16 protein-coding genes and 1 riboswitch are annotated in these 14,197 nt (G+C 51.5%); all 16 genes read right to left on the bottom strand.

Annotation, left to right across the window (positions count from 1 at the left end; genetic code table 11):
• Position 1: 1 nt before the first annotated feature.
• A complete protein-coding gene (gene ltaE, locus DWY25_RS15835) occupies positions 2-1,024 on the bottom strand; it encodes a low-specificity L-threonine aldolase (RefSeq protein WP_117896039.1) in 1,023 nt (340 codons plus the stop codon).
• A gap of 113 nt (positions 1,025-1,137) precedes the next feature.
• Positions 1,138-1,971, bottom strand: coding sequence for a PTS system mannose/fructose/sorbose family transporter subunit IID (locus DWY25_RS15840; protein ID WP_006061325.1), 834 nt, complete (start codon positions 1,969-1,971; stop codon positions 1,138-1,140).
• A 14-nt stretch (positions 1,972-1,985) separates the two neighbouring features.
• Complete coding sequence (locus tag DWY25_RS15845) at positions 1,986-2,726, bottom strand: PTS mannose/fructose/sorbose/N-acetylgalactosamine transporter subunit IIC (protein WP_117896040.1); 741 nt, start codon at positions 2,724-2,726, stop codon at positions 1,986-1,988.
• 24 nt (positions 2,727-2,750) lie between these two features.
• A complete protein-coding gene (locus tag DWY25_RS15850; protein WP_006061327.1) occupies positions 2,751-3,245 on the bottom strand; it encodes a PTS sugar transporter subunit IIB in 495 nt (164 codons plus the stop codon).
• Positions 3,246-3,266: 21 nt separating this feature from the next.
• Positions 3,267-3,677 (bottom strand): PTS sugar transporter subunit IIA, encoded by a 411-nt coding sequence (locus DWY25_RS15855; protein WP_181981869.1) that lies wholly within the window; start codon positions 3,675-3,677, stop codon positions 3,267-3,269.
• A 369-nt stretch (positions 3,678-4,046) separates the two neighbouring features.
• The gene (locus DWY25_RS15860; RefSeq protein WP_117896042.1) at positions 4,047-5,120 is read right to left on the bottom strand and encodes a linear amide C-N hydrolase; all 1,074 of its coding nucleotides are present in this window, start codon (positions 5,118-5,120) and stop codon (positions 4,047-4,049) included.
• A gap of 184 nt (positions 5,121-5,304) precedes the next feature.
• Positions 5,305-6,381: an SIS domain-containing protein gene (locus DWY25_RS15865; protein ID WP_181981870.1), complete on the bottom strand. Its 1,077-nt coding sequence runs from the start codon at positions 6,379-6,381 to the stop codon at positions 5,305-5,307.
• 158 nt (positions 6,382-6,539) lie between these two features.
• The gene (locus tag DWY25_RS15870; protein WP_117896044.1) at positions 6,540-7,262 is read right to left on the bottom strand and encodes a GntR family transcriptional regulator; all 723 of its coding nucleotides are present in this window, start codon (positions 7,260-7,262) and stop codon (positions 6,540-6,542) included.
• A 431-nt stretch (positions 7,263-7,693) separates the two neighbouring features.
• On the bottom strand, positions 7,694-8,050 hold the full coding sequence (locus tag DWY25_RS15875; protein ID WP_039865424.1) for a hypothetical protein: 357 nt from the start codon (positions 8,048-8,050) through the stop codon (positions 7,694-7,696).
• 131 nt (positions 8,051-8,181) lie between these two features.
• On the bottom strand, positions 8,182-8,688 hold the full coding sequence (gene nrdG / locus DWY25_RS15880; protein ID WP_117896045.1) for an anaerobic ribonucleoside-triphosphate reductase activating protein: 507 nt from the start codon (positions 8,686-8,688) through the stop codon (positions 8,182-8,184).
• The gene (locus tag DWY25_RS15885) at positions 8,681-11,116 is read right to left on the bottom strand and encodes an anaerobic ribonucleoside triphosphate reductase (protein WP_462439595.1); all 2,436 of its coding nucleotides are present in this window, start codon (positions 11,114-11,116) and stop codon (positions 8,681-8,683) included. Before DWY25_RS15885 ends, nrdG begins: the two co-directional genes overlap by 8 nt.
• Positions 11,117-11,239: 123 nt before the next feature.
• Entirely contained in the window at positions 11,240-11,659 is a 420-nt protein-coding gene (locus DWY25_RS15890) for a DUF4430 domain-containing protein (RefSeq protein WP_117896046.1), read from the bottom strand.
• 3 nt (positions 11,660-11,662) lie between these two features.
• Positions 11,663-12,154, bottom strand: a complete 492-nt coding sequence (locus DWY25_RS15895; protein WP_117896047.1) for a cytochrome B — start codon at positions 12,152-12,154, stop codon at positions 11,663-11,665.
• Positions 12,144-12,644: an ATP:cob(I)alamin adenosyltransferase gene (locus DWY25_RS15900; protein WP_117896048.1), complete on the bottom strand. Its 501-nt coding sequence runs from the start codon at positions 12,642-12,644 to the stop codon at positions 12,144-12,146. The genes DWY25_RS15895 and DWY25_RS15900 overlap by 11 nt, the downstream gene beginning before the upstream one ends.
• 119 nt (positions 12,645-12,763) lie before the next feature.
• A riboswitch (cobalamin riboswitch) is annotated at positions 12,764-12,940 on the bottom strand.
• Between the two features lie 50 nt (positions 12,941-12,990).
• The gene (locus DWY25_RS15905) at positions 12,991-13,440 is read right to left on the bottom strand and encodes a hypothetical protein (RefSeq protein WP_117896049.1); all 450 of its coding nucleotides are present in this window, start codon (positions 13,438-13,440) and stop codon (positions 12,991-12,993) included.
• A gap of 10 nt (positions 13,441-13,450) precedes the next feature.
• The gene (locus DWY25_RS15910) at positions 13,451-14,185 is read right to left on the bottom strand and encodes a hypothetical protein (RefSeq protein ID WP_244926001.1); all 735 of its coding nucleotides are present in this window, start codon (positions 14,183-14,185) and stop codon (positions 13,451-13,453) included.
• Positions 14,186-14,197 lie beyond the last annotated feature (12 nt).

A 14,197-nucleotide genomic window follows, 5' to 3' on the forward strand; every position in this document is an offset into this window, starting at 1 on the left:
TCTATCCCTCCATGATTTCCCGGACTGCCTGTGCCGTAGCCCGGACGTCGCTTTCCATGATACCATAATGTGTGACAAAGCGGAACAGTCCGTGATCATCCGGATTCGTTAAAATTCCTTTTTCTTTCAATTGGTTCAGAAAATCCTCCGGAGTCCTCTTTTCACGATCGACTTTAAAGAACACCATATTGATCTGAATCCGCTCGGTTTCCACGGAAATCCCGTCGATCGCAGCCAGCAGGCTCCCCAACAGCTTTGCGTGGGCATGATCCTCCGCCAATCGCTGTGTCATCGAATCCAAGGCTACCAGTCCGGCTGCAGCCAGAATTCCAGCCTGCCGCAGCCCGCCGCCCAGCAGTTTGCGGTTGCGCCGCGCTCTTTCAATGAAAGCCTGATCCCCGGTTAAAACCGATCCGACCGGCGCTGCCAGTCCTTTGGACAGGCAGAACGTCACAGTATCCGCGCAGTCCGCAATCCTTTGAACAGAGCAGCCGCTGGCTAAGGCGGCGTTCAGGATCCGCGCACCGTCCAGATGGACGCGCAATCCCAGCGCTTTCGCGGCATCATAGGCAGAACGCAAAACCGGCAGCGGTACAACTCCGCCGTTTGACAGCGCGTTTTCCAGACAGACTAGCCGCGTTCGCGGCTCATGAATATCTTCGCTGTGTACGGCATTGCGTATTGCGTCCGCTTCAATCCAGTCCTGCGGATGATCGATTGGATGCACCATCACCTGAGCGATCTGCGCCGCTCCGCCGACTTCATGCGTAACGATGTGGCTGTGCCGTCCGGCAATGATTTCATCGCCCCGTTCCGTCTGACTCATGAGGGCCAGCAGGTTGCCCAGGGTGCCGCTGCTGACAAACAGACCGGCTTCCTTTCCCATCAGCTCGGCAGCCCGCTGTTCCAGCTTCAGGACCGTTGGATCATCCCTGTACACATCATCCCCGACGACCGCTTCCGCCATTGCCCGGCGCATCGCCGGCGAAGGCTGAGTGACAGTATCGCTGCGTAAATCAATCATGACTTTCCCTCTTTTCTAAGCGAAAGGCTCCCGCGGCAAGTCCGACAAGGAGCCTTTTCCTTTATTTTTACCCCGCGGTGTTCTAACCGCGGACTTCGCGTCAAGCTTCTTTCTTAAACCATCGGCGCGAACATCGGCAGCCCTTCCAGGAAGGCCAGCACGAAGCCCAGCAAGAACAACAGCAGCATGACGGTCGTGGTCTTCTTACCCTTGCGGATCAGCGCGAAGCAGCCGAAGGCCAGCAGCAGCGGCAGCAGCTTCGGGGCGATTTCATCAAAGATCGACTGGATCGCCAAGGTCTGATGGTTGCCCATGTTCAACGTGATCGTCGTGGTAAAGTTGATCATCGTCGCGATCATGCAGCCGACAACCGTAGCGCCCAGCATTTTCGCCGCCATCGAGAAGGTTTCCAGCATGCCGCCTTCCGTTGCATTTTCCATAAACGACAAGCCCTGCTCATAGCCGACCTGCAGACCTTTATACCGTACAAACCAATGCGGAATGTTGTGAATCAGAAGGAACAGAATCGGGCCGAGGATGTTGCCCTGCATGCAGAAGGAAATCCCGACGCCCAGGCCGATCGTTCTGAGCGTGCCCCAGAAAATCGAATCGCCGATGCCGGAGAGCGGTCCCATCAGCGCGGTCTTGATAGCGTTGATCGAAGAGGCGTCAAAGTCCGGATTGGAGGCCGCCTCTTCTTCCATCGCGACGGCGATGCCCTGAACGAACGTCGTGCACTGCGGCGTGATGTTGTAGAAAACCAGGTGCCGTTTCATCGCTTCCTTAAAGCCTTCCGGATCATCCTTGTAAATCCGGCGCAGATGCGGAATCATCGCGTAGCCGAAGCCCAGGCCCTGCTGACGTTCATAGTTGAAGCAGCCCTGCAGGCAGCAGGAACGCCAGAAACCGCTCATGAATTCTTTCTTTTCCATTTTTCCAGTTGTCATCGTGGCTTCCCCCTTTACTCGTTAGCCTTTCTCTGAACCATATTATAATAAACCACAGCGATCACGGCGCCCAAGCCCGCGACGCCCAGGGAGCTGACGCCCAGGAACGCGGCTAAGATGAAACCCAGGAAGATAAACGGCGTCGCGTCCTTATCCATGATGTAGTTCATCAATAAAGCGATACCTAAGGCCGGCAGCACGCTGGAAGCCTTGGTCAGTCCGTTCATCACGACTTCCGGGATGAAGTTGATAATCGTTTCCACCGCGCCGGAGCCGAAGTACAGCGCTAAGAACATTGGAACAAAGTAGACGATGGCAAAGACGACGACCCCCAGCCAATAATACCGTTCAATTGCTTTGAAGTCCCCGCGCTCCGCCGCTGCGTCGCACTTTGGATTCCAGATGTTGTTGATGATCCGCGGAATGATGCCGCAGGGCTGGAATAACAGCGCGATCGGCATGGACAGCGCAATCGCGGAATCCGCCGAAAGATGCGACATGATCGCGAAGGCCACCGCCAGAATGGTGCCGGCAGAGGAGTTAGGCAGCGAGGTGACGCCGATACCGACAAACCCCATGAAGATCAGCTGTAAGGTTGCGCCCATGACTAAACCCGTCTGGACGTCGCCGCAGATCAGACCGACTAACGTGGCTTCCACGATCGGTGTGTTCAATAAATTCTGACCCAGAATCCGGCCGTCGAGAATACTCAGGACATGCACCATGGATACCAGGATACACTGGATTAAAAACATAATTTTTCCCCTTTCCGAGTGTTTTTACTTTTTATTTTTTTCAAATATGGAATGGATTTCAGACAGCGGGATCTTCGGCTTGGACGGAGCTTCCTGAATGTAAACCGTCCGGCCTTGCCCGGCGATCGCATCCAGATGCCGCAGATCGTCCTCGACTAAGAAGACCTGATTGGAAATCGAGGTGCGCCCCTCTGCGAACCGGATCCCCCCTAAATCGACTTCCTTAATTTCCGCCGCGCCGGCGCACAGCGTTTCCGCGTCTTCGCAGCTGCCGCAAATCAACAAGATTTTACGCTTGGCATTGGCGGCGTTGTTGAGATAGTCCACCGCTTTGGCCACGGTCAGCACCTCCATTTTGGAGCCGGCCGGCTTCCCGACGGTTAAGGACATCTTGAGCATGGCGTTGGTAGCGTGCTTGTCGTTGGCGATAACAATGGTGTCCGCGCCGGTCGCATTGACCCAATAGACAGCGACCTGCCCATGGATCAAACGATCATCAATTCTGAGAAGTTTAATCATTGAAACATCTCCCTTTCTTTTCTATTCCTCATTGCTGTCCAGCTGGTCATTGATGAACAGTAATGTTTGGCGACTGGCTTCAACCGCTTCCCGCAGGATCGTGCTGACATCGTCTTCCATTGGATTCAGCGCCACCTCCAGCAGCAGGCCCAAATTCAAGCCTGTCACGATATAGAGGTTGGCGTAGTCTTCCAGAAACGGAATCGCGATCTGCGTCGTGCTGCCAACGGGGATATCCGTCATCAGAATGACCGGATCCGCCGCCGGAAAGCGCTCAAGAACCTGATGAACCCGGCTGTGCATCGTATCTGGTGAGTCCTGTGCTTCCATGCAGAGCAGCGTCAGCGGATTGTCTGAGCCGGAAATGACCTGCAGGGCAGAAGCGAAGCCTTCGCACAAATGTCCGTGAGTCAGTAAAACGATATGTTTCATCATCCATTCCTCCTGGTAAGCGCTATCATTTTTGTAAACTTAATATAGCACAACGGTAATGTATTGTCTATATATTTATTATAATTTTTATAATTTTACGTATAATTTACATAGATATTATTTGATATCAGAATATACAATGCGATCAAATCCCGTTGTAACATTAAGTACACTTTTATTGACAAACTGTTTTTACAGGTTCTATAATCAAGTTAAAGAAGAAATTCGCATGATTTTAAGGGAATCCCCTGACTTGATGAACAGTCAAAATAAGTGTGCTTTTTGCGTCAGGAAAATCGCTTTCCCTGTTTGCCTAAACAAAAAAAAGCAGTGATTTTCATCACTGCCGCTGCGGAGAATCGTCCGTTGTTATTGTCCGAGTGAAACCTCAATCACATTGCCGAACTGGCCGCCGGCCACGATCTTCGCAGTCTTTTGCGTGTTGTTGTAAACGACGGACCACTGGGTCGCCGTCAGCGTGCCGGTCTCCTCGTTCACCTTATTCTGACTGACAGCTTCCAATAAAGACATCGCATTCTTTTCCGATAAAATGCCGTTGTTTTCCTGCAGCGTGTCCGCCAGAATTGCATATCGGTCCTGCCCCTTGCCAAAGCCGTAAACATCCTCGCTGATCAGAAAGTTTGTCAGCATCTGAAACTCGCCGTCTTCCTTGCGGATGACGCGAAGCTGGTTATCCACATACTCGATCACCGCGCTGTCGCCCTGGGCATCGGCCATCTGAAAGTGATAGGAAGCATTGGCCGAAGCGTGCATATCCATGTTTTCCAGCATTCCGATCGCTTCCTCCACCGTCGCCGCTTTGTCCAGCAGCCAGCGCATCGCGGAAGTCGTCGTCAAGTCCAGCTTATCCGTTTCCTGGTTGGTCGGCTCCACGCCGCGGATCAGCAGCACGCCGATCGAAAAGCCCATCTCGTTCAAGCCGTCCATCATGACATACGGCGCGGCCAGACTCATGATCGACGACAGGAAGCTGTCCGGCTGCTTTTCCTCGTTGTAGCCCAGCACCGAAATATTCGCGACCGCGATGGAAGCGTAGCCGTGATCCGGATTGGATTTGACGATCATGCTCGGAACATAGTTCAGATCGTAATTCCGGCCAAACAGCCAATCCCCTTCCTCATTCTGCGCCTGGAACGTACTGCATCCAAAATCCGGTATGTTGAATTTCAGCGGCAGGCCCTTCAATAAATTCCCCGCCACATAAGAAACCAGCTCGGAATCACTGGACGCGCCGCCGGATGCCACCAGCTGATCCAATCCGTAATCCGCGCTGTACTCGATCTGGTACATCCCGTAATCGTCCACCTTTTGAATCGAATTCAATGTCTGAATCTCTTTTCTGAACATCCATCCCAAACCGGCCGCAAGCAGGATCACCGCCGCAAGCAGGCCGATCATCACTCTTTTCAATGTCTTTTTCATAGCTCCTCCAAATATTTTGAATTTCAAACAGAAATGATTCTATCATTAACAGTAACCTTTTGACAAGAATTATTTTTAATATTAATCGAACTTCAAAACATTTATTGAGATATCCCGGCTTAGACACGAAAAAAAGAAGCCGGGCTGCGGCTTCTGAAAAGAAAGGGAAGGCTGTCTTCAGGCGTTAGTTAGCCTTAGTTTTGATCGCCTGGGAAAAGCGGTAGTTATACACGGTGATCGCATTGATCCGGCAATCGTCACAGATCCGGCTGGATAAAATCTGGAACGGCATGACAAACAACATCGGCAGAAGCAGGCTGCAGGCGTCGACGTCAATCGTCATAACGCGCTTATCGCTGTTGCCCGGATGACGGGTGATCAGATAAACACGGTCGGTCAGCTGATGCAGTCCTTCGTAAATCATCATCACGCGGTCGTGCATTGTATCGTCCATGTCCAGCAGGAAAACGGCGTTGTCCTTTTTAATTTCATAGACCGGACCGTGCAGGAATTCTTCCGTTTCATAGACGTTGGACGGAATACCGATCGTTTCTTCCATTTTCAGCGCGCCTTCGATCGCCGGGCCGAAGCTCGGACCGATTCCGACGGTCATCGCGCGTTTCATCGACCACAGTTCTTCCTTGTTCGCATTGTACCACTGGTCGATCGCTTCACGGATCCGCGGCATTTCATGGATGATCATTTCAATTTCCTTCATGCGTTTTTTATAGCTGTCCTTCGGATATGCGCCCTTCTTGACGCCGGCTTCCAGCGCAAACAGAATGAAATAAAGCGTCGATGTCGGAACGCCGCGGCAGACAAATACATCGTCGCCCGGGCCATAGGAACCGTATTCCAGCACAGTATCGCAATACCGCGTGATCGGACTGTCCGGAACCATGGAGATCGCGACGACGTCGTTACCGCATTCCTTCGCCTTGATGACGGCTTCAATCGTATTGGTGCTCTTGCCGCTCTGCGACATACAGATGACCAGCGCGTTTTCATGGAACTTATAATCATATTTGGCATAGGTGACGGAGTTGATCAGATCAACCTTGACGCCCAGATAGTTCTGGATCGCATACTTCGAGCAGTTGGCGATGTTGTAGGAAGAACCGGAAGCGACCATGACGATCTTCTTGTAGTCCTTCGCCAGAAACAGATCGACAAGCTTGCCAACCAGGGCGTCCTTGTTTTTGAACATTGCTTCAGCGGTCGCCGGAGTTTCCAGCACGCAGTCGTACATCCATTTTTTCATTCTCTTGTCCTCCTTGAGATTTTCCAGCGCAAACATTGTGACCAGCAAGTTTTCTGAGGAATAAGGTGTATCTGTATATTTATATATACATTTACAGTTACATTATATACTATTTTGAAAAGATCTCAAGAGGGGAATGGACAGTTTTCCTATTTTTCTCAGCGCTCCGCCAGAAATCCTGTCCTAAAGGTATAGGCATATTGGCTGCTGATGTAGTAGGTTTTGATGTATTCATACGGATGCCGCTGTTCGTCATAGGTGATATGCTCGTTTAAAAGCAACGCGACATTGCCGACGCCGAGCAGCTTTTTCTGCGACTCGCTGGGCAGATGCGCCGACATCTTATGCAGCGCGCCACCCCGGTAAACACCGACGGAATGGAGATATTCCGTTAACGAGCCTTCCAGGGCCTTGACATTGATCGCCGGGACGATCTTGGCGGAAATGTAAGTATAGCTCAACGCGATCGGTTCCCCATCCCCGGTCCGCAGCCGCACGAAGTAATGGATCAGTTCATCGTCCGCCAGCTCCAGATATTCCGCGACCTCCGGGACGTCCGACGCTTTATAAACCTTGTATTCGATCAGCTGCGAACCAGCCTTCATGCCGACCGAAGCCATATCGTCGGTAAAGCTGCCGCCCTGACTGATGCTTTTGGTCACCATCCGCGGCAGCACGAACGACCCCTTGCCGGCCGTCCGTTCGATATAACCCTCCTGAGCCAGATTGATCAGCGCTTTGTTGACGGTCAGCCGGCCGATATCAAACTTTTCGCTCAGCTGTTTTTCAGTTTCGATCTGATCCCCCGGTTTTAAATCGCCGGACTGAATCCGGTCAATGATGTAATTTTCAATAATTTTATACTTCGGCATTTCTTTCATAAGTTCCTCCGTTTTCCCGCGGTATATGCGCCGCGGACTGCCCTGTAAAACCAAGTTTGACCGCAAGGTTCAACCCGGATTTCCACAATTTGTTTATACATTGTAACTATATCATAACTTCCGGCTGAAAACCAGCAGGACGCGGCTCTTGACATTTCTCCGGTATATTACCTAGATAATATTTCATTATTGCCTATATTTTAATCTTTAGTTTCAATAGGATGGAACCTAAAGGAGAATTTCTTCAAGGAAGAAACCTTTCAAATCGATGGCGCGCTGTTCGACGATCTGATCAAAAATGCTCGGCAAAGCGCTGAACAAATCTGAAATACGCTTTCAACTTTCCCCATAATCCGCTGAAATTATCCACAAAAAAACCTGCGACAGCCATGTCCGCAGGGATCTTTTCACCGTGAAGCTCCGACTTGTTCTTAGTCGTCCTCGCGGTTTTTTTCTTCCTCATAATTTAATTGATGCCCGTACAGGCACGCCGCAAAAATGCCCAGCGCCAGACCGCCGCCAACCAGCCAGTTCCCATCCCGCAGCCAGCCTGAGCTGAACGCGATCGCCCAGAATCCGCTGAATACCGTGGATACCAGAAAATATCCGATTTTAAACCGGAACAGAAATTTAATGACCAGCACCGAAACCAGTCCGGCTGCTACGCCCGCGATCGGCGACAGACCGTTGTCAATGAGCGTAAACCCAAGCAGAAAAGCAAAAAACAGACTTTCAATATTGACGATCTTTAATTCTTTATAAGCGTCAAACCGGATCTTATCCCGCATGTTCATCCTCCCGACCGTTATCCATCCGTAATTATACACAAACTGACAAGGGATGCAACTCCCGCATTGACAAAAGCGGGGCGATGTTTAAAATCCGCTCCCGCTTTCTTCTTTAGTCTTCGCTTTTCATTTCAGTTTTTCTCAGCTAAAACAACACGCTGTGCTTTTAAGCTGGCCTGCACGTCGATCAGCCGCTGATTCGCCGATCCCCGGAACCGCAAATTCAAGGATTTCTGCGCAAGCAGAAACGGCCCGTCGATCAAAACGTCGATCTGTTCTAAAAACATTCTCTGATCTGGATCCTGCGCTTCCATCAACGCTTCCCAGGTATAACCGGTATAGCACCACACATTCATTCCCAGATGATGCACAGCCTGCGCCAATTCGCCGCAGGCCGCTGCCTGTGCCATTGGCTCGCCTCCGGAAAACGTCACGCCGTCCAGATAGAAATGAGCCTTCAGCTGTTCTAGAATACTCTCGGAAGCGACGCTTGTTCCTCCGTCAAACGCGTGCGTCTGGGGATTATGACAGCCCGGGCAGCCATGCGGACAGCCCTGTGTCCAGACGACCGCCCGCAGGCCCTCGCCATCGACAATACTGTCAAACTGCACCGGTGCGGATAAGCGCAGCTCAGCCATGCTTCACACGGTCGCGGACTTCCGCCCGCTTCGCATCGTTGAACCGGTCCAGCGTCCCGACCAGATATCCGGTGATCCGGCGGATCCGCTCAAACGGCACGCCGTCCTCCGTTCTTCCGCAGCATGGGCATTCGTCGTTGATAATTCCGTTAAAGCCGCAGACGGGATCACGGTCGATCGGGTGGTTGATCGCCCCGTAGCCGATCCCCAGCTCCTTCATCATCCGGACAACCTTCTCAAATGCCGCCAGGTTGGTTGACGGATCGCCGTCCATCTCCACATAAGAGATATGACCGCCGTTGGTCAAAGCGTGATACGGGGCTTCCACCGACAGCTTGTGGTAGAAATCGGTCGGATAATAAACCGGGACATGGAATGAATTCGTGTAGTATTCCTTATCTGTCACCCCTTCGATCTTACCGTATTCTTCCTGATCCATTTTGATGAACCGGCCTGACAAACCTTCCGCCGGGGTCGCGATCAGAGAGAAATTCAAGCCGTATTGTTTCGTATAGTGATCACAGCGCTCACGCATCCGGGTGACGATCGTCAGTCCCAGCTGCTGGGCGTCCTCACTTTCGCCATGATGCTTGCCGATCAAAGCTTTCAGACATTCCGCCAGACCGATGAAGCCGATCGTCAAAGTGCCGTGCTTCAGCACCGATTCCAGCGTATCTTCAATATCCAGCTGATCTGAATTCAGCCAGTTGCCCTGCGCCATCAAGAACGGGAAATTCTTGACCCGGCGGGCACACTGAACACGGTATCGTTCTAACAGCTGGTCCTTCACCAGATCCATCTTTTCGTCCAGTTCCTGGTAGAAGCCCTCCAGATCGCACTGTCCTTGCAAGACCTCGCCATGCTTCAAGCCCAGACGCGGCAGGTTGATCGAGGTGAAGCTGAGGTTGCCCCGGCCGACGACAACTTCATTTTCCGGATCGATCTCGTTGCCGATTACACGCGTCCGGCAGCCCATGTAGGCGATTTCCGTTTCCGGCCGGCCTTCCTTATAGTATTGCTTATTGAACGGCGCGTCAATGAACGCGAAGTTCGGAAACATCCGCTTGGCGGAAACGCGGCAGGAAAGCTGGAACAGATCATAGTTCGGATCGCCCGGATTGTAGTTGACGCCTTCCTTAATCTTGAAGATCAGGATCGGGAAAATCGGCGTTTCATGATTGCCCAGGCCGCTTTCCATGGCCAGCAGCAGCTGCCGGGAAACCATTCTGCCCGCTTCGCTCGTATCCGTTCCGAAGTTGATCGAACTGAACGGAACCTGCGCGCCGGCGCGGGAATGCATTGTATTCAAATTGTGGATCAGACCTTCCATCGCCTGATACGTCGCGCGTTCCGTTTTCGCCAGCGCTTTTTCATAGACTAACGGCAGCTGATCGCCAGTCAGCTCCACAGCCCGCAAATCGCTCAGGCTGTCGATCTGGGCCAACGCCAAATTCAGCGTTTCCATATCCAGCGCCTGGGTGTAATCGACGTAATCGGTTAGCGCCTGACGGTAGTTTTTCTTAAAGGTATGCATGACGCCCGGAGCCAGATAGTAATCAAACAGCGGAATCGACTGGCCGCCGTGCTGATCATTCTGATTGGACTGGATCGCAATCGCCGCCAGCGCCGCGTAAGAAGCGATGTCCTTCGGCTCGCGCAGGAACCCGTGGCCGGTATTAAAACCACCCTGAAACAGCTTGTCCAGCGGAATCTGCAGACAGGTTGTCGTGCCCATCGGATAGAAATCCATGTCATGAATGTGGATATCGCCGTTTTCATGCGCGGCCGCCACCTTCGGATCCAGACAATAGGAGGTCGTATAGGCCTTGGTCAGCGTACTGCCGTACTGCAGCATCATGCCCATTGCGCTGTCGCCGTTGATGTTGGCGTTCTCCCGCTTTTCATTGACTTCCTTCGAGTCCTTGATCCCGAAGTTTTCGAGCGTTTTCATCAGCCGGTGCTGGCGGGATGAGAAACAATCCCGGGCCAGTGCGCGCTTCTGACGGTAGTTCTTAAACGCTTTGTATTCTTCAATGAAGCCTTCCTCGACAAAAGCTTCCTCAACCTGATCCTGAATCTTCTCGATTTCAATCTGCGGCAGATTGGCAGCCTCAATCTGATTCAAAGCCCGGTTCAGGACTTTTCTGACGTTTTCCTCGCTGCAATGTGTGCCAACGTTGGCAAACCCTTTTTCAATGACATTCTGAATTTTTTCCTTGTGGAAGCGGACCGTCCGGCCGTCGCGTTTTATGACTTCAATTTCCATTTTCCATTCCTCCTGCTTATTGATGGGGAAGAAAAACAAGGCCGGCGAAGACATTCCGTCCTGACGCACCTTGTTTCTCATTTCTGTTTCGGCGTTGCTTCTTGGTTTGTAATATTTCCAGTTGATGTTGACCTTCGCTTCTTCAGCCCGAATGGTTTTCATTATACCATATTTTTCCGCAGATCAAAGCCGGATGCTTCTGGAAAATCCAACAAATTCAAGCTGGATATCCGGCTGCACACGGAATATTGTTCCCGCAAAAAACGAAGTCTGGCTTCCGCGGTTTTAATAGCTGTCCGTATATTTAAATGTAAATTGATCCTGATCCTGAATCGGGGTTTCGTCGACGGCCGGACAGAATCCCGCGGCCTTGCACGCTTCGTTATTCTCCGATTCGTACAGCCACCACGGTCCGGTTGCCATATCGCCCTGTTCTACGTCCAGCAGCGCAGTTAAAAGCCGGCCGTAAGTGCTTGTTTCCATTTTCGCTTTCAGCTCCGGCGCCCCTTCCAGCATTCCGCCTAAGGTTTCCGCATCGGTTTTGATCGCTCCGGAAAACAGTTCGGTGCCGTCGATTTCATTGACGACGGTGACGTTGATTGTTTTTGCGCCGGCCACCGTCTTCGGTTTTAACGCGTTGAAGCCCAGCACACAGACCAGAATCGCTGCCAAAATTGCGGCCGCGGCAATCCATTTCTTTTTCATTTTTTATTTCCTCTCTATCTTTTCCAGCCGGTCAAGCAGCGGATCAAGTAGAAACAGCGCTTCCAGCGCACTCACTAATCCCTGAATAACCGACGTTTTTAAGCCCAGAACAATATAAATCAGCGTTAGTTTCGGCGAAAACAGAATAAACGGCAGATCGAGCAGCTGCCCCGTCGCAAACGAGCACAGGCCGACAAGTGCGACCGCCGCCCACCGATGCCGCCGCAGCACCCGCTTCAAGCTGCCGAACAGAAGCGCGTAGACGGGATAAATCAGGCAGTAAGCGAAGGTCCAGATGGAAACGCCCTGCACTAGCATGTTCACCAGCGTAAATACCAACGCGCCATAGAAGACCTCGCGCCGCTCAAACGTCAGCGCCAGCACCGCGATCGTCAGCGTGATCGCTTCCAGATACAGCACCTGCGAAAACATCGTGAACACCACGGCCATCATCGCCGCCATGATCGCGATTCGCGCGATTTGTTTAACCGACATTGTAGCTGCGGGAAACAAACGGAATCTCGCTCACGCCTTCCAACCGGTTTTCCTTCAGCGCCATCTGGAAGAAAACGTTGGATAACAGATTCCAAAAATCCAGCAGAATCGCCGGCACCGGTTTTTCTTCCCGGTCGATGGCGTACGCGATCCGCAGCACCGCCTTGCACCGACTGCGCAGCACATGCAGCGCGCAGGCCCCTTCGCAGCCAGCCGGCAGCACAAATTGCCGGAGCGGACCGTTTTCCTGCGTCAGACGAACATACAGCTGATCGAGCCATTCAAAGTCCTCGTCCCGGATCGCCAGGCGTCCCCGGATTGAACCATTGGCATGATAGACCAGTTCGCACAGCTTCAGCAGTTCCGGCTGATGTTTGGCCGAGTGCGCCGCCTGGGCGATCAGCGACGCGAGTTCATCGCTGGCAACCTCATAATCACATTGCCTCGAAGTTTCTTTTAGAAACGAATAAGCGCAACAGCGTTGATCCATTCCCACTCCCCCTTTCCAAATAAAAACTCATTCCTGAATTCAGAATGAGTGAGTTTGACTATTCCATGATTAAAACAGAGCTAATCACAGCCTAGCCTTTAATCCTTCACCCAGAAGACAAGACTTCTTTCATTCAGGCCGGTCTACCGACTTCGCTTCATCCGCCCTTCCGCCTTCCCATATCGATATACAGTGGCTGTTGGAAGTTTGTCCGCTTCACGGTTGCTGGGGCAGTCAGAGAAATTCACTCTGTTCCCGATTAAGCAGTTTCCTGCACCTGAAATGCGAATCCATTATATCATGACTGGTAATAAAATAAAGTTAAATTGCTTAAAAAACCTTCCGGTTACAGGAAGGTTAAAAGCAGAGCGGTGATTCCTTCGCTGGCCATCAGCACTATCGAGCCTGTGACAACGGAAAGTTTCCGCTTACGGATAAAACGAATCAGAAGGAGAATCAGCGTACTTACCGTGCCTACCGTAGAAAGCAAGTTCCTCACCGAATTCCAATGATCTACCCAGCGCAGGTCATACAACAGCCCGAAGACCAGAACGGCGATAAAAGCCAAAATGCCACGTCTCCATTTCTTCGGATCCGTTTCCATATCGAAACGATCCAGGCATAGAAACAAAGCGACAAATAAAATAAAGCAGTAATTAAGAATCAGCCGCAGATCTCCATCCAGATCCAGCCCCTGCGTCTGACAGCCGATCAAAATGCCGGCCAGCAGGGCTTCCAAAAGCACAAACACAAAAATCGGTTTCATTCGTTTTCCTATTGTTTTAAGCGTATCCATGCCGTCCTCCTTACTGATGAATCATCAGATTCAATACCAGATTGTCGGATAACGATGCCTGCCTGACAATCCGGCCGCTGGCCGGACTGACCACCACGCCGATTTCTTCTCCCTGATCCACAGCTGAAAATACATAAAATCCGGTTTTCTTTTCACTGCGCGTCAGTTCGGGTGCGTCGTCTTTAAAAATCAGTTCCAGTCCGGAAGGAGAAGTGTTGACCGCATAGTGAATCTCCTCATAGCCCTGCCGCGTTAAGATCGCTTCCGCCTGATTTACGGTTTTCATTCCCGTAATGATCGGAAATAAAAGCACAGCGGCCAGTTCCAAAGTGAAAATACATACAAAAAGTTCTGAAATCCGCTGTCCCCAGCCTGGAATCCATTTGCGCAGACAGCTATGATAGAGGAAATACCCCAAAGCCATCATAAGTGCATAACTCCATGCCAAAGAATAGGGCATGGCCAGCCAGACGCTTAGTCCAACTATGAATAAAATGATCGTCATAATCCATGATAACGCTCCGGTTTTCAGCCAGTCCTGACGGTAGTTTTCTTTTCCAGCCTTTCCCCGTAGCAGCCACAGAACAAAGAACACTGGCGGCAACGCTGCAAACGTTGTCACCTCTACGATATTTTTATACAACTGCTGACTGACAAACAGAATCGCCCCTAAATCGAGTCCATAAAGGATAATCGTCAGGATCATCAAACCATATCTTTGCCAAAAGCTCGTTTTTTCTTGCATTGCAACCTGCCT

Source organism: Holdemania filiformis, assembly GCF_003459085.1.
In the GTDB taxonomy this organism is placed as follows: domain Bacteria; phylum Bacillota_I; class Bacilli_A; order Erysipelotrichales; family Erysipelotrichaceae; genus Holdemania; species Holdemania filiformis.